The following is a 25200-nucleotide window of genomic DNA, read 5'->3' on the forward strand; positions in this document are numbered from 1 at the left end:
CGCCGGATCGTCCGAAGATCGCAATTCTATCACAGCCCACCCTGGGGACACGCCCCCATGGCTTTGCCCTTGCCCGGCAAGCCGTTATGCTGAACGCTGATTCCCTTGACGAGACGACCATGCGCGCACGCCTGCTCAAGACGGCCCTCATCACGGCGACCCTCGCGCTGCTTTCGGCTTGCCAGGGCATGCCGATGACCTCAGATGCCAACGATCCCGGCATTGACGACCCCATGCGGGGAGCGCCACCGGTCACGAAGGGCCTGGATGCTCAGGGGCTCAAGACCCTGTTGGTGGCAGAGCTGGCCGGTCGTCGCGGCCAGTATGAACGCGCCGCCCAAGGGTATCTCGACGCCGCCGAGCGCTATGATTCCGCCGCGCTGAGCGAGCGCGCCACCTTGGCGGCCCGTTTCAGCCAGCAGCCGAAGCTGTTCGAGACCGCGGCCCGCCGCTGGCATCAGCGTGCTCCCGACGCAGAGGCCCCGCTGCGCCTGCTGGCGAGCCTTGCCCAGCAGCGCGGTGATTGGCAGGCCGCCTTGGACTCACGGCTGACACTGGTTGCGCAAGGCGAGCCGGGGGAGCTTGCAAGCTTCGCCGAACAGGCGCTGACTCAGGGGGCTGATCCACAGCCACTGGCCATTCGCTTGCGCCGCCACCTGCTGGTGGCCGATGGCAATGCCCCCTACGCTTACGACGCCGTGCTGGCCACCGCCCTGCTCGAAGCCGCCGGTGGCGACGCCGAGCGAGCCGACGCACGGCTTGCCGACCTGGCCCGCACCCATCCCGAGCTCCCCGCCCTGTGGCTGACCCGCGCACGCATTGCCATGCAACGAGGGAATCCGACTGCTGCGCGCAGTGACGCCCGGCGTGGCCTGGAGACCTCTCCCGACGATACGCGCTTCCTGCTGCTGCTGGCCCGAAGCGAGCTGGCATTGGGCCAAGTCGACGCCGCAGAGCGCCAGACCGATCGCCTCCTGGCCCAACAAGACGAGCAGCCGGAACTGCGCCTGGGGCTGGCCCGCCTATTCCTCGAAGCCCGCCAACCGGCTCCGGCCCGTCGCCTGCTGCTGCCGCTGATTGACGACGACGCCACGCCCCCAGCCGCCTTCTTGCTGCTGGGCGGCATTGCCGCGCAGCAAGGCGAGATCGACAATGCCCTCCTCTATTACCGCCAGGTACCAGAGGGCGATCAGTTTCTTAGCGCCCGCCTGCAGGCGGCGCGCATGTTGATCGATGCGGACCGCTTGGCCGATGCCCTGGATTTCCTACGACTCGAGCGGCTGCGCCATGACGACCAGGCCGCCGATATTGCGTCCCTCGAGGTCGAGCTGCTTGATCAGGTGGGTGAGCGCGACGCTGCCGACAAGGTGCTCGCCGAGGCTCGTGACCGCCACCCCAGCGACAACGGCCTGCTATATCTGCAAGCGATGCGTAAATTCAACGCCGGGGACCTGGACGGCATGGAGGCTGATCTGCGCACGCTGATCGAACGCCGTCCTGACAACGCCATGGCCTTGAATGCGCTGGGCTTTACCCTGGCTGACATGACCAACCGCTTCGATGAAGCCTATGAGTTGATCGAGCGGGCCCATCGCCTGGCGCCCGACAACCCGGCCATCCTCGATAGTCTTGGCTGGGTTCTGCACAAGCACGGCGAGAATGCTCGCGCCCTGCCCTATCTCGAGCAGGCCTTCGCGATGATGCCGGATCAGGAAATCGCCGCCCACCTGGCCGAGGTACTCTGGTCGCTTGAGCGAAGCGCCGAAGCTCGTCGTCTGGTCGAGCGTGGCCTGGCCCGCTTCGAAGACCACCCCAAGCTCACCGAGCTGATAGAGCGCATCCCCGCCCTGGCCCCCTGAGGGGCCGGCGGAAACATCGCCCCCGTTACCCTGGCCGACACCTTTGACCGCCCCTTGAACGAGAGCCCCATGACCCGACGCTTCGTCCTTTTGATCGCCCTGGCCGCCCTGCTGGCCGGCTGCGCCACCCGTGGACCTGTCACCAGCGACAGCGCCGAACGCGGCCCCTGGCAGGATCAGGTCGCCCGCGTGCAGGCCCTGACCAGCTGGACACTGGCCGGCAAGGTGGGATTGCACACCGCCAATGAAAGCACTAGCGCCAACCTGGACTGGCGTCACACGCCCAATTATTACCGGCTGCTGATCAGCGGGCCCTTCGGCGCCGGCCGCAGCACCCTCGAGGGCACCGCTGAGAAGGTGACACTGACCACCGGCGAAGGCCGCGTGAGTGCCACAAGCGCCGAAGCGCTGCTTGACCAGCAGCTGGGCTGGTCACTGCCGGTTTCATCGCTGGACCACTGGATCCGCGGCCTGCCCGCCCCAGGCGATGCCTTTGAGCGTAAAACCGATGCCCTGGGCTACCCCACCCAGATGCGCCAGGATGGCTGGACCATCGACTACTCGGACTGGGTGCCAGCCGATGGGCTATGGCTGCCACGCCGCCTGACGATGCAGCGCCCCGGCATCGACGCCACCCTGATCATCAATGCCTGGCAGCCGGAGGCCAAGGGTGAATGAGATCAGAACATCAGGCGCTGCCGGCCCCCTCTCTCAGGACACACTCAGCTTGCCGGCACCCGCCAAGCTCAACCGCATGCTGCATATCACCGGGCGCCGCGCCGACGGCTATCATGAGTTGCAGACGCTCTTCCAGTTTCTGGATGTCGACGACACCCTGCACTTCACTCCCCGAAACGATGCCGCCATCCGCCTGACCCCGGCTATCGCCGGCGTGGCCGCCGAGGACAATCTGGTGGTGCGCGCCGCCGGTCTGCTGCAAGCCGAGACCGGCTGTCGCCGCGGTGTCGATATCCATTTGGAAAAGCGCCTGCCCATGGGGGGAGGTCTGGGTGGCGGAAGCTCCAACGCCGCCACCACCCTGCTCGCCCTGAATCGACTATGGGCGCTCGGCCTCGACCAGGAGCGACTGGCCGCACTTGGCCTGACCCTCGGGGCCGATGTTCCCGTCTTCGTTCGTGGCCACGCCGCCTGGGCCGAAGGCATCGGCGAGCGCCTCACGCCGGTCACTCTGGATACCCCTTACTTCGTGGTGATTCACCCCGGGGTATCGGTCGCCACGGCGCGGGTCTTCCAGGCGCCTGAATTGACACGCGATACTGCGGCCATTAGACTTTCGCGCGCACTTGAGGGGGGCGCGTCGTGCTGGAAAAACGACTGCGAGACCACGGTTCGCAGGCTTTATCCGCAGGTCGACGAAGCCATCGGCTGGTTGGCCCAGCGGGCGCCGACAATGCTGACCGGCACCGGCGCTTGCCTGTTCGGAAGTTTGACGAACGTCGAAGAGGCCGCTAGCATAGCGCGCCAAGTCGACCCACGCTGGCACGCCTTCACGGCGCGAGGCGTGAACGTCTCCCCTCTGCACAAGGCTCTGGGGTGAGGCAATCTGCCTAGATTGCCCGCACGACGGCTGTTGTTTTCAGGCATTTATCCTGGGCAAGAGTGCAAGCTGAGTCGACAGGCAAGGTTACTGGGGTATAGCCAAGTGGTAAGGCACCGGTTTCTGGTACCGGCATTCGCAGGTTCGAGTCCTGCTACCCCAGCCATTCCCTCCCGAGTCGACCGCCCGTCAACATCCCTCATAGAGATTCCCAAGACTCCAAAGGTGGCTGCGCGTGTCTAAATTGATGGTTTTCGCCGGGAACGCCAATCCCGAACTTGCCCGCAAGATTGCCGAAGGACTCGACAATCGCCTCGGCCACGCCACGGTAGGCCAGTTCAGCGACGGCGAAATCGCAGTCGAAATCAACGAGAATGTCCGTGGCAAGGACGTTTTCGTGCTGCAGTCCACCTGCGCGCCCACCAACGACAACATCATGGAACTGGTCCTGATGATTGATGCGTTGCGTCGCGCTTCTGCCGCCCGCATCACGGCGGTAGTTCCCTATTTCGGCTACGCTCGTCAGGACCGTCGTGTCCGCTCGGCCCGCGTGCCCATCTCAGCCAAGATCGTCGCCGACATGATGGTCAAGGCCGGCGTCGACCGGGTAATGACCATGGACCTGCACGCCGACCAGATTCAGGGCTTCTTCGATGTGCCCGTCGACAACGTCTACGGCTCACCGATCCTGCTCGACGATATCGAACGCCAGAACTACGAAGACCTGGTCGTGGTCTCGCCGGACGTGGGCGGCGTGGTTCGCGCCCGGGCTATCGCCAAGCAGCTCAATGCCGACCTCGCCATCATCGACAAGCGTCGCCCCCAGGCCAACCAGGCTCAGGTAATGCACATCATCGGCGAGATCCAAGACCGCACCTGCGTGGTGGTGGACGACATGATCGATACCGCCGGCACCCTGTGCAAGGCCGGTGAGGCGCTCAAGGCGCATGGCGCACGCCGTGTGGTGGCCTATGCCACTCACCCGATCCTGTCCGGCCCGGCCGTCGATAACATTACCGGCTCAGTGCTCGACGAGGTCGTGGTGGCCGATACCATCCCACTGTCCGAATCAGCACGCCGCAGCGGCAAGATCCGCCAGCTGTCGGTGGCCGGCCTGATCGCCGAGGCGATCCGCCGCGTCAGCAACGAAGAATCCGTCAGCGCGATGTTCCACTGACGTCCCGACAAGGGGCGAACGCAGCACCGCGCAGGATACGCGCGCCGTCAGGCGCTATTGGAAACGTCAACGCTTGGTCGCGGGCTTGGCGTTCTCCTCATCAAACCACTGAGGTTTAATACAATGTCCGATTTCAATCTTAATGCCAGCGTTCGCCACGACCTGGGGAAAGGTGCGAGCCGCCGCCTGCGTCGTGCGGACCTCGCCATCCCGGCGATCATCTACGGCGGCGAAACTGCCCCGAAGTCCATCGCCATCGACAAGGCCCCGTTCTACAAGGCCATCGAAGATGAGTCTTTCTTCTCCTCCGTGATCACCCTGGACGTCGAAGGTCAGAAGGAGCAGGTCGTGGTTCGTGACCTGCAGCGTCACCCCTTCAAGCCGCTGGTGACCCACGCCGACTTCCTGCGTGTTGACGCCACCCACGAGCTGACCCTGCACGTCCCGCTGCACGTGGTGGGCGAAGATACCAGCAAGGCGATCAAGGATGAGGACGGCGAGCTGCACCAGCTGGCGTCCGACGTCGAGATCAGCTGCCTGCCGAAGGATCTCCCCGAGTATCTGGAAGTGGATATCAGCAACCTCGAGCTGGGCACCACCCTGCACCTGTCCGACCTGACCGTACCGGCGGGCGTGACCCTGGTCGCACTGACCCACGGCGAAGATCACGACAACGCCGTTCTCAGCGTGACCAAGGCCAAGGTTCGGGATGAGGAAAGCGAAGAAGGCGAGGAAGCCGAAACGCCGGCGGAGAAGCCGGCTGAAGGCGAAGGCGACACCGAGTAATCGGCGTGCCTGCGGGCATGTCGGCCAGCCGTCATGCCCGTTATCTTCTGAAAATCAAGCGCCTCGGCGCTTGATTTTTTTTGCCTGTCCCAAGCCTCGCCCCCAACCTCAGCTTTTAACGCACGAGCGCCCAACATTCGTGAGGACACCGGCATGAGTCAGCTAAAAGCGATTATCGGCCTTGGCAATCCGGGTGCCGACTATGATGCCACCCGGCACAATGCCGGCGCCTGGCTGGTGGAGTCCCTGGCCCGCGATCATCACGCGACCCTGCGCCCAGAGCGCAAGTTCCTGGGGCTCTATTCGAAGATCACCCTGGCCGGCCAGGACCTGCACCTCTTGTACCCCCAGACCTTCATGAACAAGAGCGGCGGTTCCGTGGCGGCCCTGGCCAAATTCTTCAAGCTGGCGCCCGACGAGCTACTGGTCGCCCACGACGAGCTCGATATCGCTCCCGGCACTGCGCGCTACAAACAAGGCGGGGGACACGGCGGCCATAACGGCCTGCGCGATATCATCGCATCGCTTGGCAACGCCAAGGACTTTTACCGGCTGCGCATCGGCATCGGCCATCCTGGCGAGGCTCGCCAGGTCGTCAACTATGTACTGGGCCGTCCCGGCAAGGCCGAGCGCACCGCCATCGACGCGGCTCTGGACGAAATCGAGCGCACCCTGCCGGATGCCGTCGCCGGTGACTGGGCCCGAGCCATGAACCGCCTGCACAGCTTCAAGGGATAAGAGAGAAGACGGAAGAAATTGGAGCGCGGCTGCGCCGCTGGAAGAAGCAAAAAGGCACTCCAAGGCTGGATAGCAGCCCGCCGATAGTCTCGTCCTTCTTCTCTCTTCCGACTTCCCCCTTCTGGCTCGCGCCGAAGGCGTCCCGTAGAATATCGGCCAATCACCACCATCGAACACTCTTTCCAGGAAGATCCCATGGGTTTCAACTGCGGTATCGTCGGTCTGCCCAATGTCGGCAAGTCCACCCTCTTCAATGCCCTGACCAAGTCGGGCATCGACGCCGAGAACTTTCCCTTCTGCACCATCGAGCCCAACGTCGGCATCGTGCCGATGCCGGACCCGCGCCTCGACAAGCTGGCCGAGATCGTGGGTCCCCAGAAGGTGCTACCCACCACCATGGAGTTCGTCGATATCGCCGGTCTCGTCGCCGGCGCCTCCAAGGGTGAGGGCCTGGGCAACAAGTTCCTGGCCAATATCCGCGAGACCGACGCCATCGCGCATGTGGTGCGCTGCTTCGACAACGACAACGTCATCCACGTCGCCAACCAGGTCGATCCCGAGGCGGACATCGAGATCATCAACATGGAGCTCGCCCTGGCGGACCTGGATACCGTGGATCGCGCCATTCAGCGCCTGGTGCGCGTCGCCAAGGGCGGCGACAAGGAAGCCATCGCCACCAAGGCGATTCTCGAACGCATCCAGCCTCACCTGGCGGAAGGCCAGCCGCTGCGCAGCTTCGGCCTCGATGCTGACGAGCAGCAGCAGCTGAAGAGCTTCGGCTTCCTGACCCTGAAGCCGACCATGTACATCGCCAACGTCAACGACGATGGTTTCGAGGACAATCCCTACCTGGACAAGGTTCGCGAGATCGCCTCCGCCGAAGGCGCCATGGTGGTGCCGGTCTGCAACCAGATCGAAGCCGAAATCGCCGAACTCGAGGACGAGGAGCGTGCCATGTTCCTCGACGAACTCGGGATGGACGAGCCCGGCCTTGATCGCGTGATCCGTGCCGGCTACGAACTACTGGGTCTGCAGACCTACTTCACCGCCGGGGTCAAGGAAGTGCGCGCATGGACCGTCAAGGTCGGCGCCACGGCACCGGAAGGGGCTGGCGTGATCCACACCGACTTCCAGAAAGGCTTCATTCGCGCCGAAGTGGTCGCCTACGACGATTTCGTGACACTGGGAGGCGAACAGGGCGCCAAGGATGCCGGCAAGTGGCGCCTGGAAGGCAAGGAATACGTTCTCAAGGACGGCGACGTGGTGCACTTCCGCTTCAACGTCTAAGCCCTGAGCACCTAAGTCCTGGGAACCTAAGCCCTGGGAACCTGATCGGCACGCTCGTGGAGGCTGTAGCTCAAAGGCGATAAAAAAAGCCGATGTATCATGCTCTTATGGTTGACGAAGCATGGCCTATTGAGTAACATTCATCGCCGTTGGCTACATAGCTCAGCTGGTTAGAGCACATCACTCATAATGATGGGGTCCCCTGTTCGAATCAGGGTGTAGCCACCAGGAATTTGAAAAACGCCCGAACGGCCAGCCGTTCGGGCGTTTTTTTTGACCCCTTCAAGCAGACGTGACATCAATAACACCTAGCCCTGCATGCGCGTCCGCCACGAGCTCGGGCTGGCGTGCGAGTCAATACAAAGGATTGTGACGATGTGGATTCCGCTGGCCTTCGTGCTGCTCTTCTCGACCGGTTTCATCTGCGCCCGACTGGGCACCATGGATGCCGAGCCCTTTACCCTGCTCTTGGTACGCAGCCTGCTGGTGCTTCCGGTGCTGGGCATCATCCTGTGGGCACGCCGGTCACCAAGCCAATGGGGCAGTCGCGCGCAGCGAGGCTGCCAAATGGGCGTGGGCATGCTACTGCACGGTGCTTACCTGGGCGGCGTCTTCGCCGCGGTCAAGGCGGGGCTACCCGCCGGGCTCACGGCACTGCTGGTCAGCCTGCACCCACTGGCGACGGCTGCCCTGTCATTGCCGCTGCTCGGGGTGCGCCTAGGCGCCAAGCAATGGTGCGGCCTTGCCTTGGGCGCGCTGGGTGCCAGCTTAGTGCTGGGCGGCGGACTGGAAGTATCCCAAGGATGGCCGTTGATTGGCCTGACCTGGTGTCTGGTGGCCCTGGTCGGCATTTCCAGCGCCACCCTGTGGCAGAAGCGACTGAGCGGCGGCATGGGAATGGTCGAAGGCTTGGTCTTCCAGTACCTGGGGGCGGCACTGGTATTCAGCGTCGCAGCCACCTGGGTCGGCAGTTTCGCCTTCGACCCCACCCCTCGCCTGCTGCTGACACTTGCCTGGCTGGTCGGAGCGATCTCGGTGGGTGCCATCTGGTTACTGATGATGATGATCGCCCGCGGCGAGGCACACCAGGTCGCCCGCACCTTCTTCCTCGTCCCGCCCTGCGCGGCGGTAATGGCCTGGCTGCTGTTCGACGAGCAGTGGACGCTGCCGATGATCATCGGTGCCGCCCTGGTGGTGGCGGGGCTGGCCCTCGACCGCCCGGCGGCCAACCAGACCAATGCTGCCCGAAGCAACGCGACCAAGCCCAGCGACTCCCAAGGCGAGCCGACTCACCCCGAGCAAACAACCGAATAGAGCGCCCGGGCCCCGCCCTTAGCTAAGTCGGGGCGGGGCCAGTCAACCCGCCTCTCAAACCAGCTCAGCGCGATTCAGATAGGCGGTCAGCACACGAATCAACCGCTCGGCGTCCTCGCTGCCGGCGGTCTCGCGGATTGAATGCATGCCCCACTGGGCAACGCCCACATCAAGGGTCGGCACACCGAGTTCGGTGGCGGTGATCGGCCCAATGGTACTGCCACAGCCCATGTCGGCGCGGGTCACGAAGGTCTGTACCGGCACCTCGGCCTCTCGACAGAGGTCATGAAACAGCGCCGAGGTGGCGCTATTGGTCGCATAGCGCTGGCTGGCGTTGACCTTGATCACCGGCCCCCCGTTGATAGCAGGGCCATGGCCGGCATCATGCTTGTCCTGGAAATTCGGGTGCAGCGCATGGGCATTGTCGCAGGAGATCATTCTCGATGCTTGGATCAAGCGAATGAAGCCCTCATCGCCTGCCTCACCGAGCTGGGCATTGACGCGACGCAGCACATCACCGAGGAAGGGTCCCTGAGCACCGGAGGCACTGGCGCTACCCACCTCTTCATGGTCGTTGGCCACCAACACAGCGCCCTGCTCACCGTCGCAATCAAGCAGTGCCTCCAGGCCGATGAAACAGGACAACAGGTTATCGAGACGAGCACTGGCGATGAGCTCGCCCCGGGCGCCGACGCGTGCCGGGGGCTGGGTATCGTAGAGCGCCAGCTCGAAATCCAGCGGTTCGGCGTCCTGGATGCCGTGCTGCGCGTTGAGCCAGCCTCTCAGCAGGTCGTTGAAGTCATCGCCGTCTCCCCCTTGCAACAAAACCGCCGCCATCTCGGTCTGAGGGTTGATGGAGCGACCGCTGTTGGCCTCACGGTCGAGATGAATCGCCAGACTCGGCACCGTTGCCACTGGCCAGTCGACGTTGAGCAGCACGCCTTCGATTCGCCCATCGGGGTATCGCAGGTGAACCCGGCCGGCAAGACCCAGGTCGCGATCGAACCAGGGCGCCAGCAGCGCCCCGCCATAGACCTGCACGCCGAGCTGCAGCCAGCCAGCGCTGCGCTGGGCGGCGTGGGGCTTCAAATGCAACCCCGGGCTGTCGGTATGGGCCCCGATCATGCGCAGCGCATCGAGCCGCCCCTTGGGCAGCTGCATCGCAATAATCGAGGCGTCGTTGCGAGTCACGTAGATTCGCTCACCGGCGACAAGCGTCCAGGGCTGGGTCTCATCCAGGTGACGATAGCCGGCGGCTTCTAGGCGTTCCGCCATATTGGTTACTGCATGCCAGGGCGTTGGCGAGCGCTCGAGAAAGTCGAGCAGGCGATCCACGGGGGAGGCGTGATGCATGTTCATCCTCTTGAAGGGTCTGTGTCTGGCGACACAGGCTGCTACAATGGCCGCTCAGCTGTCGAGAGGCGGGTGACGAGCCGGGTTCAGCTAGGGACGAAGTGTACATGAAATCGGGAGTGCTTCATTGATGAGACGGATTGCAGCCATTGGGCGGATAAGCGCCATCACCCTGATGCTGATGACGCTGAGCGCCATGGCGATGGCCCAACTGCACCCCAGCGAGGCGCAACAGCAGGTGGCGCCAGAAATCGCCGACTCCCTTCGCTTCGGTCATTACGCGGATGTCAGCCTGACCGATAGCTGGTCGCAGCGCGCCTTCCAGCGCTACCTGGATATTCTCGACCCGCAGCGAGCCTATCTGCTCAAGCGCGACGTTAATGAATTCCGCGACAGCCTAAGCAACCGCATCGACGACGCGCTCTACGACGGCGACCTGGAGCCCGCCTTCGCGCTCTACGAGCGCTATCAGGAACGTCTCGAGGCACGCCTCGAATGGATTCTGGCCAAGCTCGATGACGGCCTCGACTACCGCTACGATACCGACCAGCGGCTGGCGCTGGACCGCGAGGAAGCGCCCTGGGCCGAGAAACAAGATGCCCTCGACCAGCTGTGGAACAAGCGCCTCAAGAACTCGGCCCTGACCATGATGCTCAGCGGTCAGGAGGAAGCCGAGGTAGAAAAAACGCTGCGTGATCGCTTTGAAGGCCAGTTGAACCGCATTCGTCAGACCAATGCCGAGGATATCTTCGGCCTTTTCATGGCATCCGTTACCGGCACCATCGACCCCCATACCGAATACCTGTCACCGCGTCAGGGCGAATCCTTCGATATCCAGATGCGTTTGTCTCTCGAGGGTATCGGCGCCCTTTTGCAGGCCGATGGTGAATACGTCAAGGTTTCGAGCCTGGTGCCGGGTGGCCCCGCCGACAAGGCCGGCGTGCTTCAGCCTGCCGACCGCATCGTCGCCGTCGGCCAGGGCGAAGACGGCGAGATGACCAATGTGGTCGGTATGCGCCTCGATGACGTGGTCGACCTGATTCGTGGCCCCAAAGGATCCAAGGTGCTGCTGGACGTGGTGCCCGCCCAGTCGGTGGACACGACGCGTTCGCATATCGTCGAAATCGTGCGTGACACCGTCAACCTCGAGGACCAGGCGGCCAGCAGCGAGGTCATCGAGGTCAAACGCGAAGACGGCACTCACCGCATCGGTGTGATCGACGTTCCCACTTTTTATGTCGACTTCGACGCCTGGCAGGCCGGCGAAGAGGATTACCGCAGCACGACCCGCGACGTGGCCAAGGAGATTCGCTCCCTCAAGGCGCAGAACGTCGAAGGTATCGTACTCGACCTGCGCGATAACGGTGGCGGCGCCCTGCAGGAAGCCAATTCGCTGATCGGCCTGTTCATCGACCGTGGCCCCACCGTACAGGTACGCGACGCCAGCGGGCGCATCAGCCTGTATGGCGATACCGACAGTGGCGTTCTCTATGAAGGCCCACTGACGGTGCTGGTCAACCGTCTGTCGGCCTCCGCATCCGAGATCCTGGCCGGGGCCATTCAAGACTATGGCCGTGGCCTGATAGTGGGCAGCCGGACCTTCGGCAAGGGCACCGTGCAGACCCTCAATGAACTCAGCCACGGCGAGGTCAAGCTGACCCGAGCCAAGTTCTATCGCATCTCCGGGGAAAGCACCCAGCACCGTGGCGTCGAACCCGATATTAGCTTCCCGAGCCTGATCGACCCGGACGTGATCGGTGAGAGCAGCCTGGACAATGCCCTGCCCTGGGACACCGTGCGGGCAGTGCAGTACCGCCTCTACGGGACTCCGTGGCGGCACCTTGAGGCCCTGGCCGCGTCGCATCGCGCGCGCATCGGCTCGCATCCCAATTTCGTCTACCTGGAAAAACAGGCCGAACTTTCCCGCCAGCTGCGCGACCAGCAGACCAGCGTTAGCCTGAACCGCGAGCAGCGACAGCGCGAAATGCAGGCCCAGGAAGCCGAGCAGCTGTCGCTCGAGAATCAGCGCCGTCGCGCGCTGGGGCTAGATGAACTCGAAGACTGGAGTGATGCCCGCGGTGCCGCCGACGAATCACCCTCTGCCGCGCCACTGGACAGCGAAGAGCCCGCCCCCATCGATCGGGCCCAGCTCATCGAGAGTGCGGAAATTCTGCTCGACTACGCGCATCTCAGCGAGGGCGACAGCAAGGATGGGCGCCAGCTCAGCAGCATGGAGTGACCCCTCCCTGACGAAGGGCGCACCCAGCGGGTGCGCTCTGTGGTGACAACAGCTCTCAGGGCACGCAGCGGTGGCAAGACAAGGGATGGGCTGACAGCCACCATCATCCAGAGGTTTCGATAAGCGGTGCCGGACAGGGCTCCACTCCTGCGCATGCGTGGATCACATCACCGCGCTGCAGGAACCAAAATCAGTAGGGACAGGGTAAAAAAGCGCCACCAGCGAGTCACGACGCTGGCTGGGGTCAGCTATCGGAAGCCATTCGAGCCCTGAGACGACTCACGGCCTGACTGTGCAGCTGGCAGACACGAGACTCGGTCACGCCGAGCACCGCTCCGATTTCCTTGAGGTTCAGTTCTTCTTGGTAGTAGAGCGCCATCAGCTGCTTTTCACGCTCCGGCAAGGCACCGATGGCCTCTACCAGCTGTTCGCGCTGCTGGCTATCGACCAGTGCCGCAAAAGGAGACTGCGGCCCACCAGCTCCGGCCTGGGGTTCGCCGCTTTCGGCTACCAACTCTTCGAAAGGCAACAGATGGCCGTTATTGGTATCGCTCAACAGCTGGCGGTAGACATCCATCGGCATGTCGAGATCGGCGGCAATTTCCCGCTCCTCCGGTGGCCGACCCAACTGCTGTTCGAGACGGCGCACACTGGCGTCCACGCTGCGGGCATTGCGCCTGACGCTGCGCGGCATCCAGTCGCGGGTTCTCAGTTCATCGATCATGGCGCCGCGAATGCGCTGGCTGGCAAAGGTCGTAAAACTCGCGCCCGCCTTGGCGTCAAAGCGCCCTAGGGCATCCAGCAACCCCACCATGCCCGCCTGAATCAGGTCATCCAGCTCGACCGCTGCCGGCAACTTGACCTGCAGCGAGAGTGCCTGGCGCCGGACCACAGGCAGGTACTGCTCAAGCATTGCATTTTGATCGATCTTGCCCTGTGCCGTGTACATCCTGTTGCCTCAAGGACCGACATGGAGCCGGAAAGCGTGGTTAGGACGAGGCTCCGAAAACTGTGGAGTTCGATACACTCTATTATTAAGCCTGCCCTGCCTGGCAGAAGGGTGAAATAGCCCCTAATGATGGCGGTTATTTCACTGATGAAGCGCCTCGACTTCGGTAATTGACGATCACCTGCAGACCCTGGACCTTGACCGCCCGGCGCTGACCGTTGGGCAGTAGGAAGCGAAAATGCAGCGCACTAGCGGCCTGCCAGGACATGGGAGCGGTACGCCGCCCCCGAGGAGAGGTCAGGGACAGGCACTCGCTACCCTGACATAGCCATGCCCTGACCGCCCGGTCAGAGGGTAGGCGAAACCGCCAACTGACCTCGCTGACCTGTCGGCCCACCAGCCGTGAGGGGTTAGCCGCCGAGAGCGCCTCAGAGCTTGTCACCCGTCCCGGAACGGCCACGGTCACCGAAGGGGCATTGGCCACCCAACTGCCGGCCGCCAGACAGGTTGGCGCCATTCCCAGCATCATGGCGATGCAGACGAATCGAATTGCCCAGTACCGGCTCATGGCGCCAGCACCAGCAGGTCGATATCGAACGCCTCGCGAGCCATTTGCTGCAGATTGTTGAGCAAGCCGCGCCGCGAAGCCACCGGCGGATGCAGTGCCAACATGCGCCGGGGCCCGCCGCCACGCCGGACGGCCCGCATCACATTGAAGGCTTGCCGAAAACCGTCGCCGTCGGTCTCGACCCACAACGCCCAGCGTTTTTCCTGGCTGGCCAGTTGGGCCAGTCGTGGGCTGTAGGCATCGCAGGCAACGACCTGCCAAGCGGCTGGATCACCGACCCAGCGCTTCCCCTGCCGTGACCAACTGACCAACGCCGCCTGTGCAAGCTCAATGCCATCGACCTTGGGAAGCCCCAGCACCATCAACGGAATGGTCGGGGAGGGCTCTGGCTCTGACTCTGGTTCTGGCTCCGGCTCGGGCTTCAGTTCTGGCTTCAGTTCCGGCTGGGGTTCCGGTGTCGGCTCGGGTGTTGACGCCTCGCTCGGGCCCAGTGTGGCCGAATCATCCGAAACATTGGCGGCGGCATCAGCCAACGGCTGATCATCGGAGCGGACGGTCTCATCCGGGGCTTCATCGCCAGAGGCGACGCGTTCCTGAGCCCAGCGGCGCAGGCCAGCTGCCTGGTCACTCATAGTCAACGCCCTGTCTGTTCACTGAAGTGGCGAATCGCCTCACGGGCATCTAACACCTGTATCAAGCCTTCCAACAGGCTCTTGGCACGGCGTGGCCGACGACCCGCCTGTAATCGCAACAGATGCGCACGCACGTCCATGGCCCAATCCTCTTCGGCATGCTCGAGATGCAGGGCCAAGGCGGCAATGCCCGTCGCCATGAACACCCGGAGCTCGCTGTCGATGGCAAGCGGCCCATGCCCGGCGAGCTGCCGTGATGCCTGGCGAGCAAGTGTCGGCAGTTCATCGTTGCCAAGCTGCTCGAGCAATGCCGCTCGGCCAGAGTCGATCGACCACCAGGTCGGCGACAAGGCGTAACGACGGGTCAGCATCGTACCGCTATCACGCCCACGCACCTCGGCGAACCAGGCACACAAGGCATCGCCGCCGGACTCTCCGGCAGCGTAGCTTACGACCTCAAGTCGGCGCAGCATGACCTTGGCCGCCTGGCCACGATAGCGAATCAATGCGGGCTCAATGGCCTGTGCCTCATCGGCAAGCCCGGCAAGAGGCAGCCGCTCGCCGCGATACAGCACGCGGCTATTGCCCTGTGCCTGGCTCAACCAGCCGCTGCCACGCGCTTGAAGCCAGGCTCTTGTCCGCGCATCCGGCAGCCGGGGCAGCAAATGAGCGCTGACTCCCAACGTCGTCTCGGCCCACTCCATGCGAGCGCTTTGTCCCGCCATCAACCGGTGCTCGGGAAACGGTTGGACCGCCGGGCGTCCATCGCCATCGAGGGCCAGATGAGGGAGCCCCCAGTCTTCGCCCTGAAGCGTCGATGACCGCGCCCACAGTAGCGTGGTCACTGTCGCCGGCACCCGCGCATGCAGAGGTGCCAAACGTTCTGAATGCAGGCTCGGCGGCAGTGAGCTGATCGCCCACGCATCAGCAAGAGTGTCGAAACCGGGTACCCGGGCATGCAGCATGTCCCAGATACTACCAAGCGCCCTGCCCTGTCCGAGCAATGCCGGTGCGCCTCGACTGGCACTGGCCTGAGGTTCATCGGCCTGAGCATCGGCGAAGGGTGAGGGCACGCCTGCCGTCAGCGCTTCTCGAATCAGTTCCTGTGCATCGGCCATCCCCAGATCTTCGGGCACCCGCTGACCGTGAGACACGAAGTGCAGCGTCAACCCGTGGCGGATCAGGGTGTCCAGGGCGCCACCCAGTCTAGCGGCTTCGTCCTGCTTGGTGAGAATGGCATCCTCAAGGCGTCCGCCAACGGCGCGGGCAGACTGTAAGTAAGTGGTCACCACCTCATCGATCGTCTCGCCCTGGCTGGCGGCATTGAGTAGTAACACCAAGCGGACGTCACGACTGTCGCCACGCAGGTGAGCAATCTGTTCAAGTAGCCGGCGATCACGCTGGCTCATGCCCACGGTATCGACGATCACCAAGTGCTTATCGACCAACTGCGGCAAGAGACTTTCCAGCGGACGGTCGGCTTCGAGCGCATGCATCTCGATGCCCATCAGGTCGGCATAAATACGCAGCTGGTCCTGGGCGCCGATCCGGTAGGCATCGGTAGTGACCAGAACCGCCCGCTCCGGGCCATGTCGCATCACATAGCGAGCGGCCAGCTTGGCCGTCGTGGTGGTCTTGCCCACGCCGGTTGGCCCCACCAGGGCAATCACTCCGCCCTGGTCGAGCAGGGCCTCGGGCTCCGGTGTAACGGCAAGCCGGGCCACCAACTGGCGTTGAAGCCACGCCCGCTGATTCTCCTGGGACGTGTCGGCGAGTTCCGCAGGCAAAGCCGCCAGTAGCTCGGCGACCAATTCATGGCCGAAGCCCGATGCCAGCAAGCGGCGACGCAGATCGGATCCAGGACCAGGCCCGGAGCGGCCTTGCTGACCGAGCATCTGGCGCATTTCCTGCATTTCACCCAGCAGTTGTTGGCTGAGGGCGGCGAAGTCCTGGGGCGAAGAAACACTGGCGGCTGGCGGAATCGAGGGCGCCTCTACGGCTGGCCGTGTGTGCGCCATCAGTCCTGAAGAGGCACGATGCGCGGCTCGCCAGTCAAGACCGCCGTCGCTTCCAGCGGTGGTCGTCGCTTGCGAGGCAGGCGGTGCCTGACGGGCAGCCGGCTCAGATGTCGCCATGGCATCAGCTGCATCGTCGGCCATGGCAAGAATCTCGACGCCGTCTTCGACCGGGCGATTAGCGAGAATAAGCGCATCATCGCCCAGCAGCGCCCGCACCTGGCGCATGGCCTCGCGGCTGGTCGCCCCCAGGAAGCGTTTCACGCTCATCGATCACCTCCCACCATGCTGGTGATCCTTAGCGTACGATCATCGGGTATTTCGGCCTGAGACATCACCACCAGATTACGCAGGCGTCGGCGCAGGAAGCGCGAAAGCAGCGCACGCAGGCTGTGCTGGACCACCAGCACCGGCGGTTCGCCACTCTGCTCTTGGCGCTCCAACGCCTTGGAGGCTTGCTCCATCAGGGTCTCGGCAAGGCCGGGTTCCAGGGCGCCACCGCTGTTCATGGCCTGCATCAGTACCTGCTCGAGCTTGGCGTCCAGGCCGATCACATGCAGATCGCCCTGGGCCGGGAACCATTGCTGAGTGATCGCACGTCCCAGCGCGACGCGCACCATGGCGGTAAGGTCGCTGACCTCCACCTGGCCGCCGCCATGTTCGGCCAGCGTATCGAGAATGGTGCGCATGTCGCGAATCGACACATCTTCCTCGAGAAGTTGCTGGAGCAGCCGCTGCAACTGGGTGAGATTGACGATCTTCGGCACCACGTCTTCCACCAGGGACTTGTCCTCCGCGCTCAGCTTGTCGAGGAGTTGCTGAACCTCTTGGCGTCCCAACATCTCGCCGGCATGCTGATGCAGCAAGTGGTTGAGGTGGGTCGCGACGACGGTGCCGGCATCGACCACGGTGTAACCGTAGACTTGGGCGTGTTCTCGCTGCGCAGCCTCGATCCACACGGCGGGCAGCCCAAAGGCGGGATCCTCGGTCCGAGTGCCTTCGAGCTGCCCCGAGACCTGGCCTGGGTCGATGGCCAGCCACTTGCCGGGATAGGCTTCGGCTTGGCCGATCTCGACCCCCTTGAGGGTAATCACATAGGTGTTGGCGCCCAGTTCGAGGTTGTCGCGAATATGCACGACAGGCGGCAGAAAGCCGACTTCCTGGGCATATTTCTTGCGAACGCTCTTGATGCGACCCAGCAGCTCGCCCTGCTGACGGTGGTCGACCAGAGGGATCAGCCGATGCCCCACCTCGAGGCCCAAGGTATCGACCAGTTGAACATCGTCCCAGCTGGCTTCGGGGGCTTCCTGAGCGGGCGGAGGTGCGGTGTTGACCGCTTCTTCGGTCACGCGGTTTTGCTCGTTACGTTGCAGCCACCAGGCCAGACCGCCGAGCAGCACGGTGAAGATCAAAAACACCAGGTTGGGCATGCCCGGCACCAGACCCAGCAGCCCCATAACGCCGGCGGCCAGCCACAGCACCTGGGGGTTGATGAATAGCTGGCTGATCATCTGCTGGCCGACATCTTGATCGGTGGTGACCCTGGAAACCGTCACACCGGCAGCGGTGGAGATCACCAGCGCCGGGATCTGTGCGACAAGGCCGTCACCGATGGTCAGCAGGGTATAGGTCTTGGCGGCGGTGCCGAAGTCCAGGTCATGCTGCATCATGCCAATCAACAGCCCGCCGATGATGTTGACCACCATGATGACAAGTCCCGCCATGGCATCGCCACGCACGAACTTGCTGGCACCGTCCATGGAGCCGTAGAAGTCGGCTTCCTGGGATACATCGGAACGACGCTGACGCGCTTCGTCCTCACCGATCAGGCCGGCATTGAGGTCGGCATCGATCGCCATCTGCTTGCCGGGCATGGCATCGAGCATGAAGCGAGCCCCCACTTCGGCGATACGCCCGGCCCCCTTGGTGATGACCATGAAGTTGATGATGACCAGGATCAGGAACACCACCAGGCCAACAGCGAAGTTGCCGCCGACCAGAAACTGACCAAATGCCTCGATGACCTTGCCTGCCGAGTCGCCACCATTATGCCCTTCCATCAACACCACACGCGTCGAGGCCACATTCAATGACAGGCGCAACAGCGTAGTGAACAGCAGTACTGCCGGAAAGGCCGCGAAGTCGAGCGGCTTCTGGGTGAACATGCTGACCAATAACACCATCACCGCCAGGGCGATGTTAAAGGTGAAAAACAGGTCCAACGCGAAGGGGGGCAACGGCAGGATCATCATTGAAAGGATCATGATGATCAGCAGTGGACCCGCCAGCAGCTTCATCCGCATGTCGCCCAACAGATCCATGCGGCCCAGATAGTCAGTCAGCGCTCTCATCGAGGCTCCTTGGTGATTTCATCGCTCGGGGCGTCAGGCTAGGCCCCATCATCCAGTTCGCTGGGGACCGGCAGATCATGAGGTGTCTCTGGCAACTCACCGCCCTCCTCGCGGACACTCTTGAGTCGCATCGACCAAGCCAGGACCTCGGCCACGGCCGTATAAAGCGCCATGGGCACCTCTGCATCGAGGTCGACATGGCCGTGCAGAGCTCGTGCCAATGGCGGAGCCTCGAGGATCGGGACACGATGTTCTTCGCCCAACTCACGGATCCGCTTGGCTACCTCATCGGCACCCTTGGCCACCACCCGCGGCGCGGCCATCTTGCCCTGGTCGTAGCTAAGTGCCACGGCATAGTGTGTCGGGTTGGTCACGATCACGTCGGCTTCCGGCACCTTGCTCATCATACGGTTGCGAGCCATGGCCTGTTGCTGGGAGCGAATGCGACCCTTGACTTGCGGATCACCCTCGGACTCCTTGTGTTCCCGCTTAACCTCGTCCTTGCTCATGCGCAACTTCTTGGTATGACTCCATAGCTGGAAGGGAACATCGATAAGTACCGCCACGATCAGGGTCAGTATCATCAAACCACTGGCCGTCGCGGCCAGGCTCATGGCATTGGCCAGGGCTTGCTTGATGGGCTGGCTCATCAACGACATGAACTCGCCAAGATGAGTCACCAGGAACCAGGCACCTACGCCTCCGACCAGCACCGACTTGGCGATCGCCTTGGCCAGCTCAGCCAAGGCTTGGGTCGAGAAAAGCCGCTTCAGCCCCTTGAGGGGGTTCAACTTGGAAAGCTGGGGCTGCAATGACTTGGCCGATATCAGCCATCCACCCAGCAAGGCCGGTGCGACCAGGGCCACGAATACCAGCAGGAGGAACAGCGGCAAGAGCGTGAACAAGGCATTCTGCCCAAGCGTCCAGGCATGGGTCAGCATGGGCATCACTTCGAGCGCCTGACGACGCTCGAACAGAAACGACTGTTCCATGATCGTGCCCAGCTGGTTGTACAAGGTGTTGCCCATCGACCACAAGCCGATGACACCAGCCAACAACAACATGAAAGTCGCCAACTCTCGCGAACGGGCTACCTGACCGTCTTCACGCGCCTTCTGTTCTCGTCGGGGCGTGGGATCTTCTGTCTTTTCGTCATCACTGCTTTCATCGGCCATAAGCCATAACCAGCGGGCACTTCCAGAGAGGGCAATTCGATGCTGATCATTGTCGAGAAAGCGAGGAAGGGGCGATGCGTCAAATAGCGCGACGTATTAGGCCTTATTCGGGCGCATGCGCCGTATCACCAAGCCGGGGGAAGCTTAAGCGGTAGGAAAGAAAATAGACAAACACAGCACGGGAGGCATGAAGCTCCGCCGAACATGACGATGTCCGGCGGGGCTCAAGGTTTAGAAACCCAGTTCATCCAGGAGGTCATCGACCTGGTCCTGACTACTCACTACATCCGGCGCCTCTGACTTGACTTGAGGGCCATTCAGCAGTGAGGCCTCACGCTTGGCGTCGGCCTCCCACTGCCCTTCGGCGCGACGCTTCATCTCGTCGCGACCCTGCTCGGCGGGCACGCTGTCGAGCAGCACCTGTACCAGCTGATGCTCGATCTCACGGATGACATCCATCATCTTCTTGATCACTTGGCCCGTCAGATCCTGAAAGTCCTGGGCCATCATGATTTCCATCAACTCCTTCTGCGTCCCTTGAGTCTTCTCGGGCACCTCTGCTAGATAGCTGCGCGTATCAATGACCAGCTCACGAGCTTCATCCAGTTCTTTCGGTGCGTCGAACCACTCAGCCCAGCGCTTGTCGAGCGACGAAGCGCGGGACTCGAGATCATCCTGCAGCGGCTGAGCCCGATCGATGGCATTGAGTGCTCGGTCCGCCGCCTGTTCGGTCATCGAGGCCACGTAGTTCAGACGATCCCTCGCATCAGGAATCGCCTCGGCCGCCTTCTCGATTTCCTGGTCAAGCCCGAGCTCGCGCATGTTCTCACGCAGCATGCGCGTCAGCTGCCCAATGCGCTTCACCAGGTCTTCGCTGCCACCGCCGGGGGTAGACGCCTGTTGAGCATTTTCGCTCATGATCGTTTCTCCTGCCGAGGGCAAGCCCCTCGTCGTGATTACATGCCGAGCTTTTCGAAGATCTTGTTCAGCTTCTCATCGAGCGTCGCGGCGGTGAACGGCTTGACCACATAACCATTGGCGCCTGCTTGAGCGGCGGCAATGATGTTTTCCTTCTTGGCTTCAGCGGTCACCATTAGCACCGGCAACTCTTTCAGGCTATCGTCGCTGCGGATCTGCTTGAGCATCTCCAGACCATCGAGGTTGGGCATGTTCCAATCCGATACCACAAATTCAAAGCCGCCCTGCTTGAGCTTGTTCAGACCGTCCTGACCATCCTCGGCCTCTTCCACATTCGTGAACCCCAGCTCCTTGAGCAGGCTGCGCACGATACGCCGCATGGTGGGAAAATCATCCACCACCAGAATTTTCATATCCTTATTGGCCATTTCAACCTCTTGCGTCATGTCGTCATTATCAAGACCGGCGAAGGTGCCGGCCCGTTATCAGAATTCTTCCCAGTCGTCTTCCGTCGTGGCCTTGTCACGGGTTGCCGGCACCTGGTGCGCGGCCGCCGAGCGAGTCAGCCCAGAGCGACGTTCTTCCGTACGACCAGGCGGTAGGGAGGCACTCTCAGCGGGCGGTGCCTGAGTGATGCCGCCCGCCAGGCGGAAGACCGCTACCGCCTGCTCGAGACGGCTAGCCTGCTCTTCGAGAGATGTTGCCGCCGCCGCCGCTTGCTGAACCAACGCCGCATTCTGCTGCGTCACCTGGTCCATCTGGCCAACGGCTTGAGTGACTTGCTCGATGCCATCGCTCTGTTCCTGCGAAGCAGCCGAGATTTCATCCATGATGTCAGTCACACGCTTAACGGCGTCCACCACTTCCTGCATGGTCTGACCTGCCTGCTCGACCAAGGTGGAGCCTTGTTTGACCTGGCCCACGGAGTCGTCGATCAGGGTCTTGATTTCCTTGGCTGCCGAGGCGCTACGCCCCGCCAGATTACGCACTTCCCCCGCTACCACAGCAAAGCCTCGGCCCTGCTCACCGGCCCTTGCGGCCTCGACCGAGGCATTGAGCGCCAGGATATTGGTCTGGAAGGCAATCGAATCGATGACGCCAGTAATATCGGAAATTTTCTGAGAGCTTTGCGAAATACCCTGCATGGTGGTGATAACGCGATCGACCACCTCACCGCCCTTGCCCGCCGTGCTCGACGCCTCGAAGGCAAGACCGCTGGCCTGACGCGCGTTGTCGGCATTCTGCTTAACGGTGGTGGTCAGTTCCTCCATGCTCGAGGCGGTCTGCTGAAGCGAAGCTGCCTGCTCTTCGGTGCGCGATGACAGGTCGGCGTTGCCGCTGGCGATCTCCCGCGTCCCCACATGGATCGAGCTGCTGCTTTCGCGCACCGTACCCACCGTTTTGGCAAGCCCCTGCTGCATATCGCGCATGGCGGCGAACAACTTGCCGATCTCGTTTTTCGTGGTGGCACGGATATCTTCAGTGAGATCCGCCTTGGCGATGCGCTCGAGAGTCACCACCGCCGAATTCAGCGGCTGGATGACGATCTTACGCAGGGCTACATGAATCAGTATCAGGATAACGGCCGTCACCAGCAGAGCCACAAGCCCGACGCGCTCGTAGAGAGCCGTGCTGGCGCCATAATCTGCCATCAGGTTGTCGCCGCGCTCACCGGCATAGCGCACGAAATCCGTGATTCCCTTATCGGCGGCTTGGTTCAGGCCCACCAAGCGCTCTTGCAGGTTCCGGTACCGGTCGAGATCACCTGCCAACAAAGCCTCAGCCTGCTGACGTACAGCGCCCAAGTAGCTACCAAAATCCTCACTGATGCGCGCGGTGAGCGCCTTGCCTTGAGACTTGCTGGGCACAGCAACGAAATTGTCGTAACGAGCTTCGGCACGATCAATTTGATCGACGATTTGCGTGAGTCTCTGGTCCTGATTCTGCCTGTCCTGGACTAGCTTCGAATAGGCGACGGCGATATCGACTCGCGCACCACTCAGCAAGGCGTCTGCACGGTTGATTTCATTGAGCTGTGACACATTGATCCGGTCCAGGGTGACCAGGGTCTCGTTTGCCATACTGGCGGCCTTTCCTCCAAGACTCGAGACCAGAAGAATGAGCAAGGCAAACAGGACCAGAACGGACGTCATCGCCGTCTTGATACTGATGTTGCGAAAGAGGGTCATCATGCCGTCAATTCCTATGTAAATGTTGGGGGCTCGCCACGAGTCAAACGCGCTGTGCGCGGCCGGAGGCTGCCACCAGTTTCAGCAAGCGAGGGGCGATGGCATCGAGAGGCAACACCTCGTCGGCGGCCCCCAAGGCGATGGCTTCACGCGGCATGCCAAAGACCACACAGCTATCTTCGTCCTGAGCCACCGTTGCGGCACCGGCATTGCGCATGGCCAACAAGCCGGCGGCACCGTCCTTGCCCATGCCCGTCAGCAGCACTCCTATGGCGTTACGTCCGGCCTGCTGGGCAGCCGACTCGAAGAGCACATCGACAGAGGGGCGGTGGCGATTGACCGGCGGGCCGCTATCGAGACGCACCACATAGTTGGCACCGCTACGCGCCAACTTGAGGTGCTGATCGCCCGGAGCAATATAGGCATGGCCAGGTAACACACGCTCCCCATCATGGGCTTCTTTGACGCGAATCTGACAAAGCTTGTCTAGACGCTCGGCGAAAGATCGAGTGAAACCGCCCGGCATGTGCTGAGTGATCAGGATCGCAGGGGCATTGGAAGGCAGAGGCTCGAGCACATTGCGAATGGCTTCGGTGCCCCCCGTTGACGCCCCAATGATCAATAGCTTCTCGCTGGATACCAGCGGCGCCTTGAGCGTTTGCGGTACCGGGCGATCCTTTTGGCGCACTTGTCGTGGCCGAGATCGCGCTGCGGCACGAATCTTTTCGGCGATCAGCTCGCCATAGTCCATCATGCCGCTGCGAATGCCCATGGAGGGTTTGGCAAGGAAATCCAGCGCGCCAAGTTCCAGCGCTCGCAGGGTTATCTCCGACCCCGCCTGAGTCAGCGACGAGACCATCAACACCGGCATGGGGCGCAGCCGCATCAGGCGTTCGAGAAAGTCCAGCCCGTCCATGCGAGGCATTTCCACGTCCAGGGTCAGCACATCAGGGTTGTGCTGCTTGATCAGATCTCGCGCCACTAACGGATCCGGGGCGACAGCCACCACTTCCATATCCGGCTGTTGGTTAATGATTTCGCTGAGCAGGTCGCGTATCAGCGCCGAATCATCGACGCAAAGCACCTTGATCCTGGCTGAGCTCAAGGCAAATCTCCTTTGTTAAGTGCCGGCTGCCGCAACGGACGCGTAACTCGCCGGCATCTTTCATGTTATCGGCTGCCATGAAGCCAGCTTTAACCGCCCAATGCACCGGCAACCACAAGAGTCAGGAACAGCCAGCGCATTAGGTACGAGGTGAGAGGGTATAGACGGTCTGACCGCGCAGCCGGAATGCATCGCTGATATAGGAAAAGTTCTCCGAATGCCCCGCGAACAGCAGGCCATCGGGCTTCAGCAGCGGTGCAAATCGCTGAAGTATCTTCGCCTGGGTCGACTTGTCGAAGTAGATCATCACGTTGCGACAGAAGATGGCATCGAAAGGGCCTTCGATAGGCCAGCCCGGGGCCAGCAGGTTCAGAGACTTGAACTCGACCATCGACGCCACCTCAGGGCGCACCCGGGCAAACCCGGCCCGCCGACCGCTGCCTTTCTGGAAGAAGCGCTTGATTCGCCCTTCCTCGAGCTTGGCGACCTGATCCATGGCATAGATGCCATCCCGGGCTCGGTTAAGCGCATCGGAATCGATGTCGGTGGCCACCACCTGGCACTGGTCGGCCCGTGCTCCCAAGGCTTCCTGTAGCGTCATGGCAATCGAATAAGGCTCTTCACCCGTGGATGCGGCGGCACTCCAGACACGCACGGTGTCTCGCCGCCCGGCCACATGCTGAGAAAGCAGCGGAAAGTGGTGCGCTTCGCGAAAGAATGCCGTCAGGTTGGTGGTCAAGGCGTTGGTAAAGGCCTCCCATTCCCGTGCCTCGGGCTGCCGCTCGAGGCGAGCCAGATAATCACTGAAGTGGGTAAGGCCATGATGGCGCAACCGCTTGGCAAGACGGCTATAGACCATCTCGCGCTTGTGCTCAGCGAGCACGATACCCGCTCGCTGATAGATGAGCTCACGAATGCGGGTGAAATCCTTCTCGGTGAGCACTAGGTCCCGCTCGGCCATGGAGGCCGACCACCCTCCCTGGCCGG

21 protein-coding genes and 2 tRNA genes are annotated in these 25200 nt (G+C 62.4%); 11 read left to right on the forward strand and 12 right to left on the reverse strand.

The annotated features are described in order from the left end of the window. The first annotated feature begins 119 nt into the window (after positions 1-119). From HUS66_RS03990 to HUS66_RS04035, 10 genes are all read left to right on the forward strand, one after another. Positions 120-1859: a tetratricopeptide repeat protein gene (locus HUS66_RS03990; protein WP_175069666.1), complete on the forward strand. Its 1740-nt coding sequence runs from the start codon at positions 120-122 to the stop codon at positions 1857-1859. Positions 1860-1928: 69 nt separating this feature from the next. Next, a complete protein-coding gene (gene lolB, locus HUS66_RS03995; protein ID WP_175069667.1) occupies positions 1929-2537 on the forward strand; it encodes a lipoprotein insertase outer membrane protein LolB in 609 nt (202 codons plus the stop codon). Next, a complete protein-coding gene (ispE, locus tag HUS66_RS04000; RefSeq protein ID WP_340162732.1) occupies positions 2530-3417 on the forward strand; it encodes a 4-(cytidine 5'-diphospho)-2-C-methyl-D-erythritol kinase in 888 nt (295 codons plus the stop codon). The genes lolB and ispE overlap by 8 nt, the downstream gene beginning before the upstream one ends. Before the next feature lie 91 nt (positions 3418-3508). Continuing rightward, positions 3509-3583: transfer RNA gene (locus HUS66_RS04005), tRNA-Gln, on the forward strand. A gap of 69 nt (positions 3584-3652) precedes the next feature. Continuing rightward, on the forward strand, positions 3653-4594 hold the full coding sequence (locus HUS66_RS04010) for a ribose-phosphate pyrophosphokinase (RefSeq protein ID WP_175069669.1): 942 nt from the start codon (positions 3653-3655) through the stop codon (positions 4592-4594). Positions 4595-4717: 123 nt separating this feature from the next. Further along, positions 4718-5380, forward strand: coding sequence for a 50S ribosomal protein L25/general stress protein Ctc (locus HUS66_RS04015; protein WP_175069670.1), 663 nt, complete (start codon positions 4718-4720; stop codon positions 5378-5380). Between the two features lie 153 nt (positions 5381-5533). Beyond that, entirely contained in the window at positions 5534-6118 is a 585-nt protein-coding gene (gene pth, locus HUS66_RS04020) for an aminoacyl-tRNA hydrolase (protein WP_175069671.1), read from the forward strand. Positions 6119-6313: 195 nt separating this feature from the next. Next, a complete protein-coding gene (ychF, locus tag HUS66_RS04025; RefSeq protein WP_175069672.1) occupies positions 6314-7405 on the forward strand; it encodes a redox-regulated ATPase YchF in 1092 nt (363 codons plus the stop codon). Between the two features lie 151 nt (positions 7406-7556). Beyond that, positions 7557-7633: transfer RNA gene (locus tag HUS66_RS04030), tRNA-Met, on the forward strand. 147 nt (positions 7634-7780) lie between these two features. After that, positions 7781-8719, forward strand: a complete 939-nt coding sequence (locus HUS66_RS04035; protein WP_175069673.1) for a DMT family transporter — start codon at positions 7781-7783, stop codon at positions 8717-8719. 54 nt (positions 8720-8773) lie between these two features. Here HUS66_RS04035 and HUS66_RS04040 read toward each other — a convergent pair whose 3' ends face one another. After that, positions 8774-10072, reverse strand: a complete 1299-nt coding sequence (locus tag HUS66_RS04040) for a M18 family aminopeptidase (RefSeq protein WP_175069674.1) — start codon at positions 10070-10072, stop codon at positions 8774-8776. A 130-nt stretch (positions 10073-10202) separates the two neighbouring features. On the opposite strand from HUS66_RS04040, the gene HUS66_RS04045 reads away from it, so the two are divergent. Beyond that, a complete protein-coding gene (locus tag HUS66_RS04045; RefSeq protein ID WP_175069675.1) occupies positions 10203-12311 on the forward strand; it encodes a carboxy terminal-processing peptidase in 2109 nt (702 codons plus the stop codon). A 244-nt stretch (positions 12312-12555) separates the two neighbouring features. Here the strand turns inward: HUS66_RS04045 and HUS66_RS04050 are convergent, their stop codons facing one another. From HUS66_RS04050 to HUS66_RS04100, 11 genes are all read right to left on the reverse strand, one after another. After that, complete coding sequence (locus tag HUS66_RS04050; RefSeq protein WP_175069676.1) at positions 12556-13260, reverse strand: RNA polymerase sigma factor FliA; 705 nt, start codon at positions 13258-13260, stop codon at positions 12556-12558. Between the two features lie 136 nt (positions 13261-13396). Next, a complete protein-coding gene (locus tag HUS66_RS04055; RefSeq protein WP_175069677.1) occupies positions 13397-13777 on the reverse strand; it encodes a flagellar protein FlhE in 381 nt (126 codons plus the stop codon). A 47-nt stretch (positions 13778-13824) separates the two neighbouring features. Beyond that, on the reverse strand, positions 13825-14460 hold the full coding sequence (locus tag HUS66_RS04060; protein WP_175069678.1) for a hypothetical protein: 636 nt from the start codon (positions 14458-14460) through the stop codon (positions 13825-13827). A gap of 2 nt (positions 14461-14462) precedes the next feature. Further along, positions 14463-16745: a flagellar biosynthesis protein FlhF gene (gene flhF, locus HUS66_RS04065; RefSeq protein ID WP_175069679.1), complete on the reverse strand. Its 2283-nt coding sequence runs from the start codon at positions 16743-16745 to the stop codon at positions 14463-14465. Continuing rightward, positions 16742-18826, reverse strand: a complete 2085-nt coding sequence (gene flhA, locus HUS66_RS04070; RefSeq protein ID WP_175069680.1) for a flagellar biosynthesis protein FlhA — start codon at positions 18824-18826, stop codon at positions 16742-16744. Before flhA ends, flhF begins: the two co-directional genes overlap by 4 nt. A gap of 38 nt (positions 18827-18864) precedes the next feature. Next, positions 18865-20001: a flagellar biosynthesis protein FlhB gene (gene flhB, locus HUS66_RS04075; protein WP_175069681.1), complete on the reverse strand. Its 1137-nt coding sequence runs from the start codon at positions 19999-20001 to the stop codon at positions 18865-18867. Between the two features lie 231 nt (positions 20002-20232). Beyond that, positions 20233-20919, reverse strand: a complete 687-nt coding sequence (gene cheZ, locus HUS66_RS04080; protein WP_112053419.1) for a protein phosphatase CheZ — start codon at positions 20917-20919, stop codon at positions 20233-20235. Positions 20920-20957: 38 nt separating this feature from the next. Next, on the reverse strand, positions 20958-21347 hold the full coding sequence (gene cheY / locus HUS66_RS04085; RefSeq protein ID WP_112053420.1) for a chemotaxis response regulator CheY: 390 nt from the start codon (positions 21345-21347) through the stop codon (positions 20958-20960). Positions 21348-21404: 57 nt separating this feature from the next. Then, complete coding sequence (locus tag HUS66_RS17930) at positions 21405-23111, reverse strand: methyl-accepting chemotaxis protein (RefSeq protein ID WP_175069682.1); 1707 nt, start codon at positions 23109-23111, stop codon at positions 21405-21407. A gap of 40 nt (positions 23112-23151) precedes the next feature. Beyond that, positions 23152-24213: a protein-glutamate methylesterase/protein-glutamine glutaminase gene (locus tag HUS66_RS04095; protein WP_175069683.1), complete on the reverse strand. Its 1062-nt coding sequence runs from the start codon at positions 24211-24213 to the stop codon at positions 23152-23154. Between the two features lie 139 nt (positions 24214-24352). Then, positions 24353-25174, reverse strand: a complete 822-nt coding sequence (locus tag HUS66_RS04100) for a CheR family methyltransferase (protein WP_175069815.1) — start codon at positions 25172-25174, stop codon at positions 24353-24355. Positions 25175-25200 lie beyond the last annotated feature (26 nt).

Origin of the sequence: Onishia taeanensis (assembly GCF_013349955.1) — a bacterium.
GTDB lineage: Bacteria > Pseudomonadota > Gammaproteobacteria > Pseudomonadales > Halomonadaceae > Onishia > Onishia taeanensis_B.

Bases quoted from the DNA above. Each gene is read 5' to 3' on its own strand.
- HUS66_RS04015 (WP_175069670.1), top strand. From the start codon at position 4,718: ATGTCCGATTTCAATCTTAATGCCAGCGTTCGCCACGACCTGGGGAAA.
- HUS66_RS17930 (WP_175069682.1), bottom strand. From the start codon at position 23,111: ATGATGACCCTCTTTCGCAACATCAGTATCAAGACGGCGATGACGTCC.
- pth (WP_175069671.1), top strand. From the start codon at position 5,534: ATGAGTCAGCTAAAAGCGATTATCGGCCTTGGCAATCCGGGTGCCGAC.
- HUS66_RS04045 (WP_175069675.1), top strand. From the start codon at position 10,203: ATGAGACGGATTGCAGCCATTGGGCGGATAAGCGCCATCACCCTGATG.
- HUS66_RS04040 (WP_175069674.1), bottom strand. From the start codon at position 10,072: ATGCATCACGCCTCCCCCGTGGATCGCCTGCTCGACTTTCTCGAGCGC.
- ychF (WP_175069672.1), top strand. From the start codon at position 6,314: ATGGGTTTCAACTGCGGTATCGTCGGTCTGCCCAATGTCGGCAAGTCC.
- HUS66_RS04060 (WP_175069678.1), bottom strand. From the start codon at position 14,460: ATGAGTGACCAGGCAGCTGGCCTGCGCCGCTGGGCTCAGGAACGCGTC.
- HUS66_RS04035 (WP_175069673.1), top strand. From the start codon at position 7,781: ATGTGGATTCCGCTGGCCTTCGTGCTGCTCTTCTCGACCGGTTTCATC.
- flhB (WP_175069681.1), bottom strand. From the start codon at position 20,001: ATGGCCGATGAAAGCAGTGATGACGAAAAGACAGAAGATCCCACGCCC.
- flhF (WP_175069679.1), bottom strand. From the start codon at position 16,745: ATGAGCGTGAAACGCTTCCTGGGGGCGACCAGCCGCGAGGCCATGCGC.
- cheZ (WP_112053419.1), bottom strand. From the start codon at position 20,919: ATGAGCGAAAATGCTCAACAGGCGTCTACCCCCGGCGGTGGCAGCGAA.
- cheY (WP_112053420.1), bottom strand. From the start codon at position 21,347: ATGGCCAATAAGGATATGAAAATTCTGGTGGTGGATGATTTTCCCACC.
- HUS66_RS04100 (WP_175069815.1), bottom strand. From the start codon at position 25,174: ATGGCCGAGCGGGACCTAGTGCTCACCGAGAAGGATTTCACCCGCATT.
- lolB (WP_175069667.1), top strand. From the start codon at position 1,929: ATGACCCGACGCTTCGTCCTTTTGATCGCCCTGGCCGCCCTGCTGGCC.
- flhA (WP_175069680.1), bottom strand. From the start codon at position 18,826: ATGAGAGCGCTGACTGACTATCTGGGCCGCATGGATCTGTTGGGCGAC.
- HUS66_RS04055 (WP_175069677.1), bottom strand. From the start codon at position 13,777: ATGGCGCCAACCTGTCTGGCGGCCGGCAGTTGGGTGGCCAATGCCCCT.
- HUS66_RS03990 (WP_175069666.1), top strand. From the start codon at position 120: ATGCGCGCACGCCTGCTCAAGACGGCCCTCATCACGGCGACCCTCGCG.
- HUS66_RS04050 (WP_175069676.1), bottom strand. From the start codon at position 13,260: ATGTACACGGCACAGGGCAAGATCGATCAAAATGCAATGCTTGAGCAG.